The organism is Porphyromonas sp. COT-290 OH3588, assembly GCF_000769075.1.
GTDB lineage: Bacteria > Bacteroidota > Bacteroidia > Bacteroidales > Porphyromonadaceae > Porphyromonas.
In genome coordinates this window covers 43,427-61,961 of the sequence record NZ_JRFC01000033.1, presented here as the reverse complement: position 1 = coordinate 61,961, position 18,535 = coordinate 43,427, and the positions used below count along the sequence as shown (strand labels likewise).

Below are 18,535 nucleotides of genomic sequence, written 5' to 3'. Positions count from 1 at the left end.
TAGGAGAGCTAAGCTAGACGTATCTCTAGACTATCCAGCGATAGAGTCTGTAGCCACAGGAGCAACCTCCTGCGTAGGGGCCTCAACGGCTGGGGCAGTAGCGGCTTCACCCCCAAAGGCTGGTGCGCTAGGCAGTGCAGTTGGCTCGGCAGCTTTCTGCTCTACGGCCTGCTGTACCTTGTTGCCCTCGCTGTCGTCTGCCGAAGCAATAAAGGCGGTAGAGCCGATGCTCAGGACAGCGACAAAGCCAAAGAGCCACCAAGTAGCCTTCTCGAGGAAATCGGTCGTCTTACGTACGCCCATGATGTTGTTGCTAGAGGCAAAGCCCGAGGCTAGACCACCGCCCTTAGACTTCTGGATAAGTACGATGAATACTAGGGCAAGAGCACCGAGTACAATCAATACTGTGAGAAACGTGTAAAACATCTGTGTCTATTATCTTATTGTTTGTTATTTATCAATCGTTCCAAGAACCTAATTTGGTCTGCAAAGTAAAGGTTTTTTTTCGGATAATTCAAACTGATAGAGCGAATAATGCGCAATGCTCTGTCGTACTTACCCTGCTGAATGTAGATTTTGGCTAGGGTTTCGGTGAAGAGCGCTTCCTCTAATTCATCGGTCTGTACCTCCTCGCCTGCTCGCTGCGATGGCATAGCCAAGGCCTCCTCGCTGGAGCTCTGCATAGCTCCTCTCTTGGCGAGAAACTCGAGCACCTCCTGCTCCTCGGCTGTGATATGGGGCTCGCTGGCGAAATAATCCTCTCGCTCGGTCGAGGTCGTATAGCTGAGCTCACTAGGCAAGTCCTCGCCTGCGGCACGCATCTCGCCTAGATAGCTGTCGATGATGGAGAATGAATCTCTCGGCTGTGTAGCGATCGATGGGCTCTGCGCTACCACGGCAGGCTCTCCGTTCTCTACCATATTATATAGTCTACCTCGATCGGGCAAATATAGCGCCAGCCGTCTAAGCTCGGAGCGATAGCGCAAATCCTCGCTTCTGGCCAAGGCATAGAGGTAGAGAAAGGTGTAGCTCGCACAGTAGGGGTATGCCTCCACAAGCTCACGGAGAGCGGGTAGAGCATCTGGGGCGATGCTACTAGGATCTCGCATATAGGCGTATAGTTCTTCTCGCTTCATAGCTTTGGGTTACCAATTCTCTACCGTGGCGTTGTAGATCTGCTTAATCAGATCCTCTATGATCTCCTCTAGTAGCTGGTCTTGGACGGATACGAATGTCTGGTTGCGATCAAAATCCCGATGGGCCTTGAAGCTACGATCAAAGCTTTCTTTCTCGTCCACATTGTTGTTGTACTTAACCTGCATCGTCACAGTGAAAACCGTACGAGAGGCATAGTTGTCGTCGCTGACGGCCATAGGGGTTAGGTCGTAGCCCGTGATCGTACACTCTAGCTCCAGATCTCCTGCTCGAGCCACCTGCTCGAGCCTAGTGCGGCTTGTATAGAAGTCCTTGAGCTGCTCGGTGAAGTTGGCAGCCAAGGGAGGGTAGATAATTGGGGCTCTATTGTACACCTCGCTGATAGATATCGACTTGATGCGAGTGTAGTCGAGTGAGCCGCCGTTGAACTTATAGCTAATACTACACGCACACACGAGAGCCATCAACAGGCCGAGTGTGGCGATTTTTAGGGAGCGCAGGGCACCTCTAGACATCAAGGCCATATTCTTTGATTTTGCGATATAGAGTACGTTCGGATATTTTGAGCTCCTCTGCCGTAGGGCGTCTTTTGCCCGAGTGGCGTGCCAGAGCTGCGATGATCATATTACGCTCTACCTCCTCGAGCGATCGGCCCTCTTCCACTGGGCTGGCGTCTACCACTTGCACCTCAATATCCTCGGCACCTCGGTAGACTTGTCGGTAGGCATTGGCCCCTCCTCCTGCCTGCAGGTATGGCGGGAGCTCCTCTACCGCATGAGTAGGGTGAGAGACAATAGGCTGCCCAATAGGAGTAATCGGCTCGACCGAAGCCACAGTAGCCTCGGCATAGCTGGGGATCTTGACCTTACCCTGCATGATATTGCCGACGAGCTTGCGCAGGTCACTCATCTCCTGCTTCATCTCTCTCAATAGGTTGAGCACGGCCTCTCTGTCCCCCAGCCCCGTGGTGGAGCCACTGGGCTCACTTACCATCGGACGCAGAGCGGGGTGATAGTCGCTATTCGTTGAGGCAGGCAGATATTTCTCTATCGTAGCGGCACTGACCTGACGCTCCTCCTCCAGCACACTGATCCGATCTGTCAGGTTGCGCAGCTCACGGATATTACCCGGCCAGTAGTATTGCTGGAGCAAGCGCACGGCATCGTCATCGAGGCGTAGCGGAGGCATATTGTACTTGTCGGCCACTTGCGAGGCGAAGTAGCGAAAGAGCAAGCTAATGTCCTCCACACGCCTACGCAGAGGTGGCACCTCAATCGGCACGGTATTTAGACGAAAGAGTAGATCCTCTCGGAAGCGGCCTCGATCTACGGCCTCACGCAGATTGACGTTGGTGGCTGCGACGATGCGCACGTTGGTACGCAAGGGCTGGCTAGCCCCTACTGGGATAAACTCACCCACCTCCAAGACACGCAAGAGGCGTGCTTGGGTAGAGAGGGGTAGCTCCCCGACCTCATCGAGGAAGATAGTCCCCCCGTCCGCCTCTTGGAAGTAGCCTTTGCGGTCCCCCATAGCTCCAGTAAAGGAGCCCTTGAGATGCCCAAAAAGCTCCGAGTCTATCGTGCCTTCTGGGATAGCACCACAGTTCACCGCTATGTAGGGGCCGTGCTTGCGCGTGCTGTACTGGTGGATAATGCGTGGGAAGCTCTCTTTACCGACACCACTCTCCCCCATGATCAGGACGGACATATCGGTCGGGGCTACCTGCACAGCCACTTGTATCGCTCGGAGCAAGAGCGGAGCGGAGCCTATAATGCCAAATCTTTGTTTAATCTGCTGTATATCGACATTCATATCTTACTGCCATTTTGTCACAAAGATAATCATTTACTCACTCTACTCGCTATTGCGTCTGGGGTATAGCGATATCCATTTTACTCACAGCCCTGAGTGTATCGGGTGCTCGTTCGTCTACTTTTTCGTTAAGGATCGTAAAGGGATTACCTAGAAATTTTGAGAACCAGAAGGCTATTCATAAAGCATGGCAGAGCATTATGGACAAATTGAAGGGAGGATCTCTCCAGATTGGTGGGCTAATTGTTTGAGATAGGTCCACTGATCCGAGGAGATTGATGGGGAGAAATACTGAGGAATGAGCCACGAGCACAATAAACGGCACATAAAATCCATCTAAACACATGGTTATCAATACATTAAAAACAAGTCTTTCTAGGCCACTATTTCCACCTCACTAGAGTTCAGATGCGCCAATAGACTCGGACGCCATACAGAGCCTGCTAGGGGGCAAATATGCGATTTTCCATTTTGCCCCCTAGCGGGCTATGAGCCCTAACCAAGCAATACGAACTTAATATAGAGTTGTAAATTTATGTCAAACCAAATTACGCCCATAGACTTCTGCTCAAGATAGCAGGGCAAGAGCCTTATAGGGAGCAATACACAGTACTCTCAAGGCGACACTATGCACACCCTCGAGGCGTCCTCTGGGTGGTGTGGAAAGATTTTCTAGACGAATAGCGTAAGATGTTCATAAGTGGTCAATTAATCACGACCGTGCAATGTGCATAAATCTGTTGATAACCTGTGCGTACTCAACCTAATATTTGAATAACAACAACTTACAAAAAACCTGTGCAGTGTGTATTAGTTGATATATATAAAGCGCTGAAAACAAAAATGATATAATTAGATCGAAAAAAACAAGGCAAAAAAGGTTTTTTTCTTCCCGATTTATTGGACAACTTTGTAAGACGAAAAGAGTACAAAATGTGTGCTTCTTAGTCGCCTTTTTCATAGTCAAATAAATACTGCGCTACACGAAATATTTATGCTCGCACCAATCAAGTTTACCGAGGACGAGGTGGCATCGGCCCTAAGTCTTTGGAGCAAATGCCACGCCTTTCTGGTTTCGCTGCTGGACGAAACAGCAGTCAAAAACTGGATAGACCCCATTGAGCCTTGCGGCATCAAGGGAGAGGAGCTGACGCTCCGAGTGCCTACGGAGCACTTCGCTATATATCTCGAGGAGAACTTCGCCCGAGAGTTTAACCTCATGTTGCAGTCCTATGTAGGTGCCAACGCCATCTTGATTTTTGAGTATCGGAGCCAAACAGCCTCTCTACCTGAAACACCAGCGAGCAAGCAGGAAGAGATGCCAGCACGCAAGACTGAGAACTATGTGAGCTTCCTCAACGACGCCCTACGCTTCGAGACTTTCTACGAGAGCGAGTGCAATCGTGTGGCCCGTATGATCGCTCAAGGTGTAGCTGAGCGCCCCGGACAGGCTCCTCTAAATCTCCTATTTATATACGGCCCTAGCGGTGTGGGCAAGACTCACCTCTCGCAGGCTATCGGGCAGAAGGTACAGGAGCTACACCCAAGTATGCGTGTTTGCTATGTCTCTAGCGCCAAGTTTGAGGCTCAGTATGTCCACGATGCACGCTTCCGAGAGCGAGGCTCGTTCATCGAGTTCTACCAGCAGATGGACGTACTGATTATAGACGACATACAGGGGCTCGTGGGTAAGGAGAAAACCCAGCAGGCTTTTTTCGAGATTTTCAACCACCTATATCTGCTCAACAAGCAGATCGTCCTGACGGCGGATATCCCTCCCGTGGAGTTTAGAGGCATCGAGAATCGCATCTTCACCCGCATACAGAGTTCGGTGATGATCCCACTAGAGCGCCCCGACATTGAGCTCAGACGCAAGATATTGCGTAGCAAAGTGGCGGAGAGTGGCGTGCAGCTAGGCGACGAGATCGTCGAGTTCATCGCAGAGAATATGCAAAACAATGTGCGTGAGCTAGACGGTGCGATCAAGACGCTTGTGATCCGTGCGCAGATGAGCCAGAGAGAGATCAACATGAGCGATGCTCGTCAGGTAGTCTGTACCTCAATCAATATGGAGAAGCCCGAGATCACGATGGACCGTATCCAGCAGATTGTGGCTCAGGAGTACAACATCGAGGTCGCTCAGCTACGTAGCAGCACACGACGAGCAGACATCGCTCTACCACGACAGATCGTGATGTATATGACCAAGAAGCACACCGATCACTCCTACAACGCCATTGCCGAGCGTCTGGGGCGCAAAAACCATACGACCGTCATGCACGGGGTCAAGGCCGTAGGCGATAGAATGAGCGTGGACGAGGGCTTTAGGCAAACGATGACCCAGCTAGAGAGCTTGCTTACACAGCCAGCACTCTAGCACGGATACTAGCCTACAATATACGAGCCCTGCAATAGCCTCCGAGGAGCTATCGCAGGGCTTCTGTATTGGGGCGATTATCTTGCCAGTGGCGAGCCCTTTGCTGGTACTGGTATTAAGTCGTAACTTTATGCCTCATACTAAGAGGTTAAGTAGATTTTACTGCCTACTCACTGAGCTTATCTAGCCTACCCAGCTCTATCAGCCGAGGCGCATAAGCAGAGAGATAGGGCACAGATACAAACGATATTTATGGATCTGAAAACTAAGCTGGTCTATCAGTGGGCCAAGATGCGCATACGAGCCATCGAGAGTTATCGGGATAATGCTAGAGAGATACAACTCAAGCAGCTGAAACGTCTATTGGGTAGACTAGAGCGCACAGAGTTTGGTCGTCGCCATGCGCTCACACGCAACTGTAGCTACCACGACTTCGCTAGCCGTACCCCTGTGCAGAGTTACGAGGAGGTCAAGGCCGATGTGGAGCGTATGATCCGCGGCGAACGTGACATCCTAATCCCCGGCTCATGTCGCTGGTACGCCAAAAGCAGTGGTACCACCAACGACAAGAGCAAATACATTCCCGCACCTTACACGCACCTACACGACTGCCACTATCGAGGCGGAGGCGATGCCCTCTGGCTCTATCTACGCAATTACCCCGACAGCCGATTTTTCTCCACCAAAGGCCTTGTCCTCGGTGGTAGCCACGCTCCTATAGACCTCGGGAGCAATAGCTCAGCGGGGGATCTTAGTGCTATCCTCGTACAGCATATGCCTGCTCTTGGGGCGCTGATGCGTGTACCCAGCACCAAAACGTTACTTATGGACGAGTGGGGGGCTAAGATGAAAGCTATCGTGCGAGAGGTCGCCTCGGCCAAGGTTGGGAGCCTATCGGGTGTACCCTCATGGATGATGGTCATGCTCAAGGAGGTGCTAGACTATACAGGGGCGGACAACATCAGCGAGGTATGGCCTTCGCTCGAGGTTTTCTTCCACGGTGGAATCAGCTTCGAGCCCTACCGTGAGGCCTACCAAGAGCTCATTCCCTCGACGACAATGCGCTACGAAGAGACCTACAACGCCAGCGAAGGTTTCATAGCCATACAAGACGATCCAAGCCAGCGAGGTATGCTCTTGATGCTCGACTACGGCACCTTCTACGAGTTTGTCCCCGTTGAGGCGATCGACGAGAGCACAGACCCAATCTGCGACCCCACAGCCCCTATACCACTGTGGGAGGTTGAGCCGGGCAAGAACTACGCTATCCTCATGAGTACTCTAGGAGGTCTCTATCGCTATCTCATTGGCGACACCGTGCAGTTCACAAGCATCAACCCCTACCGCATCATCATCACTGGGAGGACGAAGCACTTTATCAATGCCTTCGGTGAGGAACTCATGGTGGCTAATGCGGATCGGGCCATAGCTAGAGCCTCATACGAGACCAAATCTAAGGTGGCCGAATACACAGCGGCACCACATTTCTTCCATGACGAGGGGAAGGGGCGCCACGACTGGTTGATTGAGTTCTCCACTCCTCCTGCGGATATCGACACTTTCGCACGTGTCCTCGACGAGGAACTCCAGAAACTTAACTCCGACTACGAAGCCAAGCGCTATATGGATATGACCCTCAAGCCCCTAGCTCTACAAGTCGCCCCTAGCGGCCTCTTCCATCGCTGGCTAGACGAGAAGGGCAAGCTCGGCGGGCAACACAAGATCCCACGCCTTGCCAATAGCCGCAAACATCTAGACGAGCTTCTCGGTATGATATCCCAAACAAACGCCTAGAAATTTTCGCAATCTATGCAGGACGGACTCAAATATAGCCTGCTCGCCCTAGCCGCCCCGCTAGCCCTAGGAGCACAGAGCGCAGGCGACAGACCCAACGTGATCCTCATCTATGCCGACGACCTCGGCTATGGTGACTTGTCGTGCTATGGCGCCCAAGCCGTCAGTACGCCCAACGTAGACCGTCTAGCCAATAGTGGTATCCGCTTCGACAATGCGTATGCCGCTGCAGCTACAAGCACCCCGTCTAGATATGCTATGCTCACGGGTGAGTATGCATGGCGCAGAGCCGGGACGGACGTCGCAGCAGGAGATGCAGCCATGATCATCAAACCAGAGCAATACACCTTAGCCGATCTATTCTCCGAGGCTGGATACAAGACCGCAGTAGTAGGGAAGTGGCATCTAGGACTTAGCGAGGAGAGTGGCAGACAGGACTGGAATGCTCCTCTCAAACGTCACACCAAGGACATCGGCTTCGACTATAGCTACATCATGGCAGCCACTGCCGACCGCGTCCCTTGCGTTTTCATCGAGCAAGGGCAAGTGGCAAACTACGACCCCACGGCTCCAATCTCGGTGAGCTACGCCAAGCCTTTCGAGAACGAACCACTAGGACGAGATCGCCCAGACCTGCTCTACAACCTCAAACACAGCCACGGGCATGATATGGCCATAGTCAATGGCATCGGTCGCATCGGCTATATGAAAGGTGGAGGCAAAGCCCTCTGGCGTGACGAAGACATCGCCGACTCGATCGTGACAAAAGCCGTCGAGTTCATCGAACGCAACCAGAGCGAGCCTTTCTTCCTCTACTTGGCGACCAACGATGTGCATGTACCTCGCTTCCCTCATCCTCGCTTCCGAGGCAAGAGCCCGATGGGGCTACGTGGCGAGGCAATCATGCAGTTCGATTACACAGTAGGGCAGGTGCTCCAGACTCTAGACAGACTTGGACTGACGGAGAATACACTCATTATCCTCTCGAGCGACAATGGAGCTGTGATTGACGATGGCTATGCCGATAGTGCCGAAGAGCTCCTCGGCGAGCACAAGCCCTCAGGACACTCTCGCAGCTACAAGTACAGTGCATTCGAGGGAGGAGCACGCATTCCTGCTCTAGTACATTGGCCTAAGCAAATCCAGCAGCCCAGCGTAAGCCATGAGGTAGTAAGCCAAATCGACTGGATCGCCTCACTCGCCAAACTCGTAGGGAGCACCCTCCCCGAGGGAGCAGCCCCCGATAGCCGAGATGCTCTACAAGCATGGCTTGCAGGAGATGCAACCGAGCCTCTGCACATCATCACTCAGGCGGCCAACAAAACCCTAGCTATCCGCCTAGGCGACTGGAAGTATATCCAGCCCAAAGGTGGCCCCAAGATGATCCCATGGGGACCTGAGATAGAAACGGGCAATAGCGATGTAGACCAACTCTACAACTTGGCCGAGGATCTCGGCGAAGCCAACAATGTAGCCGAGCAGCACCCCGAAATCGTGGCTAAGCTCAAGGCTATACTAAAAAGCGAACAAGCTAAAACGAAGACAGAATAAAAACTAATAAACGACACAATGAATTTAACTAGATTGTATCCTCTGACCTTTGAGCCACTGCTCAAGGAAGTGATTTGGGGCGGCCAAGACATTCGCCCCTTCAAAGGCCTTGAGCCTAATAACGACAAGGTAGGCGAGAGCTGGGAAATCTCCCATGTAGACGACAACTACTCGGTGGTGGACGCAGGAGTACTCAAGGGCAAAAATCTCGATGAGCTCATCAAGATCTACGGCGCTCGTCTAGTGGGCCACCGTGTGCAGAAGCGCTTCGGAGAGCGCTTCCCTCTGCTTATCAAGTTCATCGATGCTCAGGATAACCTATCCATTCAAGTTCACCCCGATGATAAGCTCGGTATGGCACGCCACAATTCGTTTGGCAAGACAGAGATGTGGTACGTGGTCAAGGCTTCGCCTACGGCTAAGCTATTCAGTGGCTTTAGCCAGCAGTCCTCTCCCGAGGACTATGTGGAGCGCATCAAAAATAGCTCTATCATGGAGGTTATGAAGGAGTATAAGGTCGCCGAGGGAGATGTCTTCTTCTTGCCTGCTGGGCGTGTGCATGCTATTGGGGCAGGTTGCTTCGTAGCGGAAATTCAGCAAACGAGCAACATTACCTACCGCATCTACGACTACGACCGCACAGATGCCGCAGGCAACAAGCGTGAGCTACACACCGAGCTAGCCAAAGATGCGATCGACTATACCCTACACGAGGACTATCGCACCTCCTACCAGCCCAAGCCCAATGAAGCGAACCCCATCGTCAGCTGTGAGTACTTCAAAACCAACCTACTCGAGCTAGATCAGCCCCTACAACGTGACTGGTCGGCTCTCGATAGCTTCGTCATCTACATTGTGATGTCTGGTAAGCTAACTCTAACGGACGATGCAGGCCACACGCTAGAGCTACACCAAGGACAAAGCGTACTTGTACCAGCCGAGGCTACGGGCATCAAGCTAGAGCCTCATGGTACTTGCAAGCTCATGGAAACCTATATCCCCTAACCCATCAGATGGCTAAGGTCTTCTATCATGTGCGAGAGGTTGCTCAGATCTTGGGCGAACCAGCCTCGACGCTCAAGCACTGGGAGCGAGAGTTTCCCCATGTCAAGCCCAAGTATTCGACTGGTGGGACAAGGCGCTACGTACAGAAGGATATAGATGACCTCAAACTCATCAAACATCTTATTCGGGATAAGGGACTTACCATACCCGGTGCAAGGGAGGCGCTAAGCAATCGTCGTGACGAACTAGAACGGCGAGCCGACATCCTCGCTCGACTCAAGGACTGTGCTATTCGTCTGCGTGAGCTACACGCCAAGCTGGTGGACTAAACTATTCTCCTCATAGCAATACATAACCAAGGGGGCTGGACAGAAACGTTATCTCTGTCCAGCCCCCTTGGTGTAATCACCGTCTTAACGAAAGTGCAAACCGCGTGACTCCAAAGAGGAACTACAAGGCTAGATGCGAGAAGCAGTAGACGGTAAGCCCAGCGATCAAGACATAAACCAAGGCATATGGGAGTGCCGAGCGCAAGATAGCTCCCTCCTGACCCTGCTGATTGCACGAGGCCGTTGCGATGGCGATACTCTGAGGAGAAATAATCTTACCGCCCGTCGCTCCAGCCGTATTGGCTGCTGCGAGCCAAGCCTTATCCATACCAATCTGCCCTGCTACATCGGCCTGCAACTTACCAAAGAGAATGTTGGACGAGGTGTCACTACCAGTGGCAAACGTGCCAATAGCACCGACAAGAGGTGCGAAGAGTGGGTAGAGTGCGCCAGTAGCTTCGGCTAAAGCATTGGCAATACAGAGAATCATACCACTATGACTCATCACAGAGCTCATGGCCACAAGGCTAATGATCGTCACTGCAGAGGCTTGTAGCTTAACAACCGTCTGACCTAGGATAGCGAATAGACGCCCTGCGCTAACGCCCTGAATAAGTCCTCCAATAAAAGCACCAAGGAAAAGCATCAACCCTGCGTTGGAGAGCCAACCGAAGTTGAAAGTCTTGCCCTCTGCGTAGATAGGCAAATGGATCTTGGACACCAATGTCGTCTTGAGGAACTCACTAATAGGGCCAGAGAGTGGACTAGCCAATACAATGAATAGGAGGATAAAGCCGTAGACAGCCCACGCCTTAGCTAGTTCTTGGGTCGTGTATTTGGGAGCATCGGCCTTCTTCCCTTCTTTAACCTTGGCATAGATTACCAAGAAGATGATACAGGCGATGCTACCTATGATAGCTGGTGTTTCTGCACCAATCCAATACGCTGCTGCAAACTGAGTAGCCAGAGAGATAGCTCCCACGGCTAGGGTCAGCAAAATATTGGGAATAATATACTTGCGACTTGTATCCGTCAAGAAAAGAATCACAAATGGGATCATAAACATCAGCACGGAGAGCTGTAGGACGACGTCGCCAGCGACAATTCGGATTACATCGGCTGGCACATCGGACCCCATAGCCTCCTTGGCCAGTGTGATGACAGGTACCCCAACTGCTCCGAAGCCCGTGGCCACACTATTGGCAATGAGTGATACAAGGGCCGAAAACCCCGGTTTGAAACCTAGGCCAATAAGGATAGCCGCTGGGATAGCGACCGCCGTCCCGAAGCCGGCCATACCCTCGAGTAGCCCCCCGAAGCCCCATACGATCAGGAGCACTTGAATGCGCTTATCGCTAGAGATACTTGTAAACTGCTGCTTGATCACCTCGATTTGCTTGCTCTCGAGCAAGACATTGTAGCTGTAAATCGCCATCATAATGATGATCAGGATAGGGAAAATTGCCTTAAGTGCCCCCTCGACGAAAGCCCACCAGACGTAGATCGCTCCGAAACCCTCGGGTAGCGCACCGAAGCCGTCCATGGAGGGCACTGCAAAAATGGCGATAACCACCGCCGCCAATAGTGCACACAGAGCACTGCGGTCACCTCGCATCTTGAAGCCTATCATCAATACAATGAGCAGAGCAATAGGCAATAGAGAAAGAATGATACTCATAACTTAATGTGAATTAATTATGATGAAACTATAAAACTAGCACCGTACAGCAACGTATTTATAAATCCAAGCGACAGAAATCAATCGAATAAAACAAGATAAAGCTCATTAACCGAGGGCTAAGTTAATAATTTATTTCTCTCTTAGTGTATTTTCATAGTGTAATTAATCTGATTTTGAGGGACAAAGCGATAACGAAAACAAAAAGCGGTGCGGCTCCCTCGGGGATACCGCACCGCAAGTTATAATCTTAGTTAGAAAAATATGGCCTGTCCTATACGACGCCCTGCTGTACCATTGCATTGGCTACCTTGAGGAAGCCAGCGATGTTGGCACCCTTAACGTAGTTGATGTAGCCTTCTTCACGACCATACTTCACACACTGCTCGTGAATGTCGTTCATGATCTGGTGTAGCTTGGCATCTACTTCTTCGTTTGTCCAGCCTAAGTGCATCGCATTCTGTGTCATTTCTAGACCAGAGGTTGCTACACCACCTGCGTTCACAGCCTTACCGGGACCGAAGATGATCTTATGCTCTACATAGTACTCGGCTGCCTCGGCTGTACAACCCATGTTGGACGTTTCAGCCACGAGGATCACTCCGTTCTTGTGGAGCATACGGGCATCGTCTTCGTTCATCTCGTTTTGAGTAGCACATGGCATAGCGATGTCTACCTTCTGCTCCCAAGGCTTCTTGCCGGGGAAGAACTGAGCATGTGGGAAGCGCTTCACGTAGTCTGCTACCACATCATTGCCGCTAGAGCGCAGGTCGAGTAGGCACTGGAACTTCTCTTCCGTGTTTATCCCCTCTGGGTCGTACACATATCCGTCTGGGCCAGATACAGTCACCACCTTAGCTCCAAGCTCGGTAGCCTTCTTAGCCACACCCCAAGCTACGTTACCGAAGCCTGAGATAGCCACGGTCTTGCCCTTGAGCTCTAAACCATTGGCACGACACATGTGATCTACGAAATAAACGGCACCATAACCGGTGGACTCTGGGCGCAGACGAGAACCGCCAAACTCCATACCCTTACCAGTGAAAGTACCAGTGTGCTCATTGGCTAGCTTCTTGTACATACCATACATATAGGCTACCTCACGGCCTCCTACACCGATGTCGCCTGCTGGCACGTCGGTATCTGGGCCTACATGGCGCCATAGCTCAGCCATGAAGCTCTGGCAGAAGCGCATGATTTCTCTGTCGTTGCGACCACGAGGAGAGAAGTCCGAACCTCCCTTGCCACCACCCATAGGTAGTGTAGTAAGAGCGTTCTTGAAAGTCTGCTCGAAGCCGAGGAACTTCAAGATTGATAGATTAACTGTGTGGTGGAAGCGGATACCGCCCTTGTATGGGCCGATAGCGTTGTTGAACTGCACACGGTAGCCGATGTTTACATGCACCTTACCTGCATCATCGATCCATGGTACTCTGAAGGTGATCACTCGGTCTGGCTCCACAAGGCGCTCGATGATGGCCTCGCGCTCAAACTCTGGATGCTGGTTGTACACTTCCTCTACTGAGAGGAGAACTTCCTTGACAGCCTGGAGAAATTCCTTTTCACCGGGATGCTTAGCCTCTAGGGCTGCTAAAATTTCCGTTGATTTCATAGAAACACTGATAGTCTTAATGTGATCTAATCCGTGAATTTGCTTGAATGTTTCTGAGGCAAATATAGATAGTTATTTCTATATATAAGTCTAAAACAGAGAAATTTTTTAAGCCTCTAGGATATCAAGAACGCTTTTTCTTAAAGAAGAAACTAGGCACCATAGATATAACACAAGAGATAAGCGTAGTACACAAGAGGATAAGTAAAATATCGGAAGCCTGAATGTCGATAGGGAATGGCATCGTAAGTAAACCCTGCCCTGCCTCGATGAGCTCAAATCGCTCCTGTAGCCAGCTCAAGATTAGCCCAAGTGTGACACCCACAAACGATCCAAGCAGCGAAATCAGGACGCCAGCGAGCGCAAAAATACGCCCCTCCATACGGGACGTCATACCGAGAGCACGCAGCGTCTGTAGATCGGCACGCTTCTCTAGGATAAGCATCGCCAAACCACTAGCTAAGTTAAAGGCCGCCAAAAGAAGAATGAACGTCATGATCAAAAAAACCATCAGCTTCTCCATACGAATCAGAAAAGTAAGCTCAGGGTGCTGCTCAGCCCTATCAAGCAAATGGTACTTACCTACTAGACGTTCCGCTAGGCGCTGCTTCCCCTCGGTTGGTGGGACGCCACGAGCCAGCCGAAGCGCCACAGCCGTAGCTATGTGCTCCTGATAGGCCAGCAGGTCGTGCATGACCGAGATATCGACGTAGCCCTGACGATCGAACTCTTCGTCCACAGGGCGCATAATACCCGTGACCACGAGCTCTGTCGAGCGGAAGGCTGTGCCGGGAGCAAGCGGATTGATGAGCCCCTGCCTACGGGGAAAGTAGAGCCGAGCGTCCTGCTGAGCCATAGGGCTAATCCCCTCGGAGGCTAAGGCCATACCTACAAGTATTTCGGGGGTTGAGGAGCCTTGCTTGGGAAGTCGCCCCTCGAGTAGCAGGCTATCCCCACCAACTACCTGCCAGTACTCTGGAGCTACCCCTACCACATCGACCATTTGCTCCGTAGCTAAGTGTCGTATAACGCCTTTTGCCCGCAACATAGGGCTATAGCTAGCCACTAGGTCACTCTCTAGAGCCGTGAGGAGGGTTGGCTCTCGCATATCGAGAGTAGCGCCTTGCTGTGGTGTGATGAGCAACTCGGGGGCAGCAGCCCCAGTGGTTTGGAGTATGAGCTTGACATAACCATTATATACGGAGAGTGCTACAACGAGAGCCATAGACACTACCGCAATGGCTACGGCAGAGATCCCCGAAACCCAATTGACCGCCCCCATACGAGAGGGGCTAAAGAGATAGCGCAGTGCAAAAAAACTTGTCAAACCCATCTTACAATCTAAATCACTTAATTGGCCTCTACCTGCACAGAACGAGGCACACGAATTTAAGACAAAAAAACCGAAAGCCCGATCGGCCAATGCTCTGTATACACCCGAGCAGAGTAGCCGAGTAACATATTTCCCAAAAACACCCCTCACATCACTAGATATAGAGCCTACTCTAGAGGCAATTATGCGCTACACGGCATCTAGACAATAGGCATACCAACACGGGACGGGGCGACACTCCTAGAGTTATACATTCATTAACGTTTATGTATACCGATCAAATGATTTGCAGGCCTTGGAACGAGAGAAGGGAGGACGGCGTATTTGCCCCCTAGAAGGCTCTAGATAAGGTTTGCCCTCGTTTGGGTACTTACCCCTAGCCGAATAAAAACAATCGCCTAAAACGCCCCAAACAGAAAATACTGATTTCAAAATATATACATCAGTAAATCGGCAAAGATTCTCCGAAAACGAAGCATTTTTGAGGTTTTCTTCCCATCAACCTCGCAAGATTGGTGGACACATCTGAGAGGATTAGCCCACCAATCCCAACAAGTTTTCCCATCAATCCTCTAAGCTCGACGCAACAACCTTTAGGAAATACCCACTCATTAGCCCAAATTCCTCAGCAACACCTTAACACTCTTTAACTAAAAAGTAGAAGAATGAACGCTCACAGCCTTGGACCGATGAGGAGCTACATACAGCGCTACCCCAATAGAAATAACGAAAAAGATGAGAAGATGATAGGCAAGCTATGACAGAAGAGGTATCGCCTGCCCACATAGCGCTATGGTTGAGAGCACAGACAACACACAAATACAACGAGAGGCTCCCCCATCTAGAACAAGGTGCTACGAGCCTCATACGGAGAGATAGAATCTACCACCCAACGAGGCACTGTAGCCTTCGCTACCAAAAGAGAGCTCCCCCGTGTAACTCCTAATAAAAAAGCCATGGATATACAAATTTTAATACTAACTTTGTTCCGATAAACCGACAAGTAAGCAAGTTATGGCCTCGTAGGCGAGCGTATAGCCCTTGAGGCATACGAACGCATCGAACCAGAAACTTAATAACATATATACACTGTCATGGCAGACATCAGTACATCATTTGTAGGGCTACATCTACAGAGCCCTATCATCATTGGGAGCTCGGGGCTGACTCGCAACCTCGACAAAGTGAAAGCATTCGCCAACGCAGGTGCTGGCGCTGTGATTCTTAAATCTCTATTCGAGGAGCAGATCGAGGCCGAAGCCCAATCAATGGAGCAGCACAATGACTACACCGAAGCCTCCGAATACATCGCTCACTATGTGCGCGCCGAGGAGGTAGGTCGATACCTAGAGCAGATTAGCCACTACAAACGTGAACTCAATATCCCCGTCATAGCCAGCATCAACTGCCTTAGAGCCGATAGCTGGGTAGACTTCGCCACACGTATTCAAGAGGCTGGAGCAGATGCTCTCGAGGTAAACATCATGCGTCTAGAAACAGACCTATACTTCGACCCTCTAGCCTCGGAGCAGAACTACTGCGACATCGTCAAGAGTCTACGCTCCAAGCTGAGGATCCCGATCATCGTTAAGCTATCTCGCTACCACACAGCCCTACCAGCACTAGTGGACAAGTTGCGTGCCTCGGGAGCCAATGCCGTAACGCTATTCAACCGCAGCTATCAGTCCGACATAGACCTCAACACCGAGGAGCTCCGTAGTGGCGACGTCTTTACCCATGTAGGCGACTTCACCGACACTCTACGCTTCACGGCTCTAGTGAGCTCGCTCGTCCCACAAGTGGAGATCAGCTCATCCACTGGGATATACACATGGCAGGAGGTCACCAAAAGTCTGCTGGCTGGGGCTAGCTCAGTACAAATGTGTACCGCCCTCTACAAAGAGGGGCCATCGGCTATCTCCAACGCCCTCGTCGCTCTAGGTATGTGGATGGACAAGCGTGGCTATAGAAGTGTAGACGAATTTAGGGCTAGACTAAACGGTTCGACCCCCGAAGATGTTAATGTCTTTGAGCGTATCCAGTTTATGAAGTACTTCGGCGGACGAGGCGACTCATAGACGATAAGATAACATATAAACTCAACTTAATAAGAAGAAAGAAGATGACTAAAAAAACAATCGCAGTGGCTCTGCTATCAGGGTCTTTCCTATTCACATCCTGCGGACTGAGCAACGCCATCAAGGGTGGTGGTATCGGCACAGCCGCTGGTGCTGCCCTAGGTGCTGGTATCGGTAACGTAGCTGGCAATACGGGTCTAGGCGCTGCTATCGGTGCAGTAGTGGGTGGTGCAGCAGGTGCCCTCATTGGCAACAAGATGGATCAGCAGAAGAAAGAACTAGAGAAGGCCGTAGAGGGAGCCAAGATCGAGAGTGTCAATGACGGTCAGGCTATCCGAGTTACTTTCGATAGCGGTATCCTATTCGCCAGCAGCTCTGCCAATCTATCTCAGAAGTCTATCACATCACTCAAGGCCTTTGCAGAGAACGCCAAGGCTAATGGCTTGACCAATATCCAGATCATCGGCCACACCGACAATACTGGTAGCGACCGCATCAACGACCCACTATCGGTCAATCGTGCTAAGAGCGTGTACAACTACCTAGTAGGTCAGGGGGTAGATGCCAAGCGTATGAGCTTCGTAGGCAAGGGTAGCCACGATCCTATCGCAGACAACAGCACTGCCGAGGGACGTAAGGAGAACCGCCGTGTAGAGGTGTATATCCTACCTAGCCAAGAGATGATCGAGGCTGCACAGAACGGCACGCTCAAGTAGCATTCGTCCTGCCCAGCTGTACGGCCGGATAGCTCCAGTCGTACCCAACGATACAATTAAGAGGGTGTGCCGATAGACAACTTCGACACACCCTCTTGCTTTATTGATGCCCACCAAGATGATTAGATCTCCCCTAGCCTACCTCTACGCCATATTGGTGGCGCTGGCTTACCTATCCTGCGCCACTCGCTCGGCGGAGCAGAGCACAGCCTCCACGACCGACACGCTCGCTCCCCTCGTGCGTCACCCCGAGGAACCAGAGCCTCTAGAGCGCCCCACGCCGCCGCTCCACTTACAGAGGCCAGAGCAAAAAGCTCGGTATATGCTCGACCACTTTTGGGACAAGATGGACTTCGCCGATACGACCCTCATACGGCACCCGGCTATGGAGTTTGCCTTCGCCGACTACTGCGGTTTGCTCACGAGCTTCTCCGCCGATGAAGTTGAGGGCGCTCTACTTCGCCCTCTCGAGAAGAGTGAGGGCGGCATGCTCCTCTTTGTCCTCTCGATGTACCGCACCCTACTCTACGAGGCAGCCTCCCCGATTATGTCGGAGGCACACTACCGCACGATACTCAAATGGGCTATTCGATCGCCCAAGGTAGCAGCGGCGTATCAGGAGCAGGCTAGGCTTATTCTGGAGCTCCTTGACAAGAATAGTGTCGGCTCTCAGGCCTCAGACTTCATCTATACGACCACAGAGGGGACGCAGCGGCACCTCAAGCATCAAAAAGCAGCTCGGACGCTCCTCGTTTTCGCCACACCCGACTGCCCAACGTGTAGCCACTGGCTAGAGCAGCTAGAGCAGGCACCTATCATCGCCGAGAGCATCGGGGCAGGTCGCTTGGGCGTACTGGTCATCTATCTACAGAGCTCCGAGGAGCTTTTTATGCAAGCAGCCTCCAGCCTACCTAGCCACTACGAAGCGGGCTACGATGCCGAGGACAAGATAATGTCTGCCCAGCTATACGACATCAAAGCTAGCCCGACGATTTATTTACTCGAGCGTGGCGGCAAGGTTCTACTCAAAGATGCAACAAGGGAGCGCATCATACAGTATTTACTAGATTACCCGAACTAAAAACTTAAGACATA

General features: G+C 51.5%; 15 protein-coding genes. 8 read left to right on the top strand and 7 right to left on the bottom strand.

Annotated elements, in window-relative coordinates:
- Positions 1 to 30 precede the first annotated feature (30 nt).
- Genes secG through HQ48_RS07290 form a run of 4 tightly spaced genes read right to left on the bottom strand, consistent with a single transcriptional unit; the run spans position 31 to position 2,967 of the window.
- Positions 31 to 426 carry a preprotein translocase subunit SecG gene (gene secG, locus HQ48_RS07305; RefSeq protein WP_044232838.1) on the bottom strand — a complete coding sequence of 132 codons (396 nt, stop codon included), beginning with the start codon at positions 424 to 426 and terminating at the stop codon, positions 31 to 33.
- A 14-nt stretch (positions 427 to 440) separates the two neighbouring features.
- On the bottom strand, positions 441 to 1,136 hold the full coding sequence (locus HQ48_RS07300) for a hypothetical protein (protein WP_044232836.1): 696 nt from the start codon (positions 1,134 to 1,136) through the stop codon (positions 441 to 443).
- A gap of 9 nt (positions 1,137 to 1,145) precedes the next feature.
- The gene (lptE, locus tag HQ48_RS07295) at positions 1,146 to 1,679 is read right to left on the bottom strand and encodes an LPS assembly lipoprotein LptE (protein WP_081969758.1); all 534 of its coding nucleotides are present in this window, start codon (positions 1,677 to 1,679) and stop codon (positions 1,146 to 1,148) included.
- Positions 1,663 to 2,967: a sigma-54-dependent Fis family transcriptional regulator gene (locus tag HQ48_RS07290; protein ID WP_044189314.1), complete on the bottom strand. Its 1,305-nt coding sequence runs from the start codon at positions 2,965 to 2,967 to the stop codon at positions 1,663 to 1,665. Before HQ48_RS07290 ends, lptE begins: the two co-directional genes overlap by 17 nt.
- A gap of 994 nt (positions 2,968 to 3,961) precedes the next feature.
- Here HQ48_RS07290 and dnaA point away from each other — a divergent pair.
- From dnaA to HQ48_RS07265, 5 genes are all read left to right on the top strand, one after another.
- Complete coding sequence (dnaA, locus tag HQ48_RS07285) at positions 3,962 to 5,344, top strand: chromosomal replication initiator protein DnaA (RefSeq protein WP_044232830.1); 1,383 nt, start codon at positions 3,962 to 3,964, stop codon at positions 5,342 to 5,344.
- Between the two features lie 252 nt (positions 5,345 to 5,596).
- Positions 5,597 to 7,138, top strand: coding sequence for a GH3 auxin-responsive promoter family protein (locus tag HQ48_RS07280; protein WP_044232829.1), 1,542 nt, complete (start codon positions 5,597 to 5,599; stop codon positions 7,136 to 7,138).
- 15 nt (positions 7,139 to 7,153) lie between these two features.
- Positions 7,154 to 8,689 carry an arylsulfatase gene (locus tag HQ48_RS07275; RefSeq protein ID WP_052409018.1) on the top strand — a complete coding sequence of 512 codons (1,536 nt, stop codon included), beginning with the start codon at positions 7,154 to 7,156 and terminating at the stop codon, positions 8,687 to 8,689.
- Positions 8,690 to 8,707: 18 nt separating this feature from the next.
- The gene (locus HQ48_RS07270) at positions 8,708 to 9,694 is read left to right on the top strand and encodes a type I phosphomannose isomerase catalytic subunit (RefSeq protein ID WP_044232827.1); all 987 of its coding nucleotides are present in this window, start codon (positions 8,708 to 8,710) and stop codon (positions 9,692 to 9,694) included.
- Between the two features lie 8 nt (positions 9,695 to 9,702).
- Entirely contained in the window at positions 9,703 to 10,023 is a 321-nt protein-coding gene (locus HQ48_RS07265; RefSeq protein ID WP_044232825.1) for a MerR family transcriptional regulator, read from the top strand.
- A gap of 121 nt (positions 10,024 to 10,144) precedes the next feature.
- Here HQ48_RS07265 and HQ48_RS07260 read toward each other — a convergent pair whose 3' ends face one another.
- From HQ48_RS07260 to HQ48_RS07250, 3 genes are all read right to left on the bottom strand, one after another.
- Entirely contained in the window at positions 10,145 to 11,701 is a 1,557-nt protein-coding gene (locus tag HQ48_RS07260; RefSeq protein ID WP_044232822.1) for an L-lactate permease, read from the bottom strand.
- Between the two features lie 274 nt (positions 11,702 to 11,975).
- The gene (gene gdhA / locus HQ48_RS07255; protein WP_044232819.1) at positions 11,976 to 13,313 is read right to left on the bottom strand and encodes an NADP-specific glutamate dehydrogenase; all 1,338 of its coding nucleotides are present in this window, start codon (positions 13,311 to 13,313) and stop codon (positions 11,976 to 11,978) included.
- Positions 13,314 to 13,437: 124 nt separating this feature from the next.
- Positions 13,438 to 14,640 (bottom strand): FtsX-like permease family protein, encoded by a 1,203-nt coding sequence (locus HQ48_RS07250; RefSeq protein WP_044232877.1) that lies wholly within the window; start codon positions 14,638 to 14,640, stop codon positions 13,438 to 13,440.
- Positions 14,641 to 15,740: 1,100 nt separating this feature from the next.
- Between HQ48_RS07250 and HQ48_RS07245 the strand changes: the two genes are divergently transcribed.
- The 3 genes from HQ48_RS07245 (at position 15,741) to HQ48_RS07235 (ending at position 18,521) form a co-directional block, all read left to right on the top strand.
- Positions 15,741 to 16,724 (top strand): dihydroorotate dehydrogenase-like protein, encoded by a 984-nt coding sequence (locus HQ48_RS07245; RefSeq protein WP_044232816.1) that lies wholly within the window; start codon positions 15,741 to 15,743, stop codon positions 16,722 to 16,724.
- 44 nt (positions 16,725 to 16,768) lie between these two features.
- Positions 16,769 to 17,440, top strand: a complete 672-nt coding sequence (locus tag HQ48_RS07240) for an OmpA family protein (protein ID WP_044232813.1) — start codon at positions 16,769 to 16,771, stop codon at positions 17,438 to 17,440.
- 118 nt (positions 17,441 to 17,558) lie between these two features.
- On the top strand, positions 17,559 to 18,521 hold the full coding sequence (locus HQ48_RS07235; RefSeq protein WP_160225948.1) for a DUF5106 domain-containing protein: 963 nt from the start codon (positions 17,559 to 17,561) through the stop codon (positions 18,519 to 18,521).
- Positions 18,522 to 18,535: the final 14 nt, after the last annotated feature.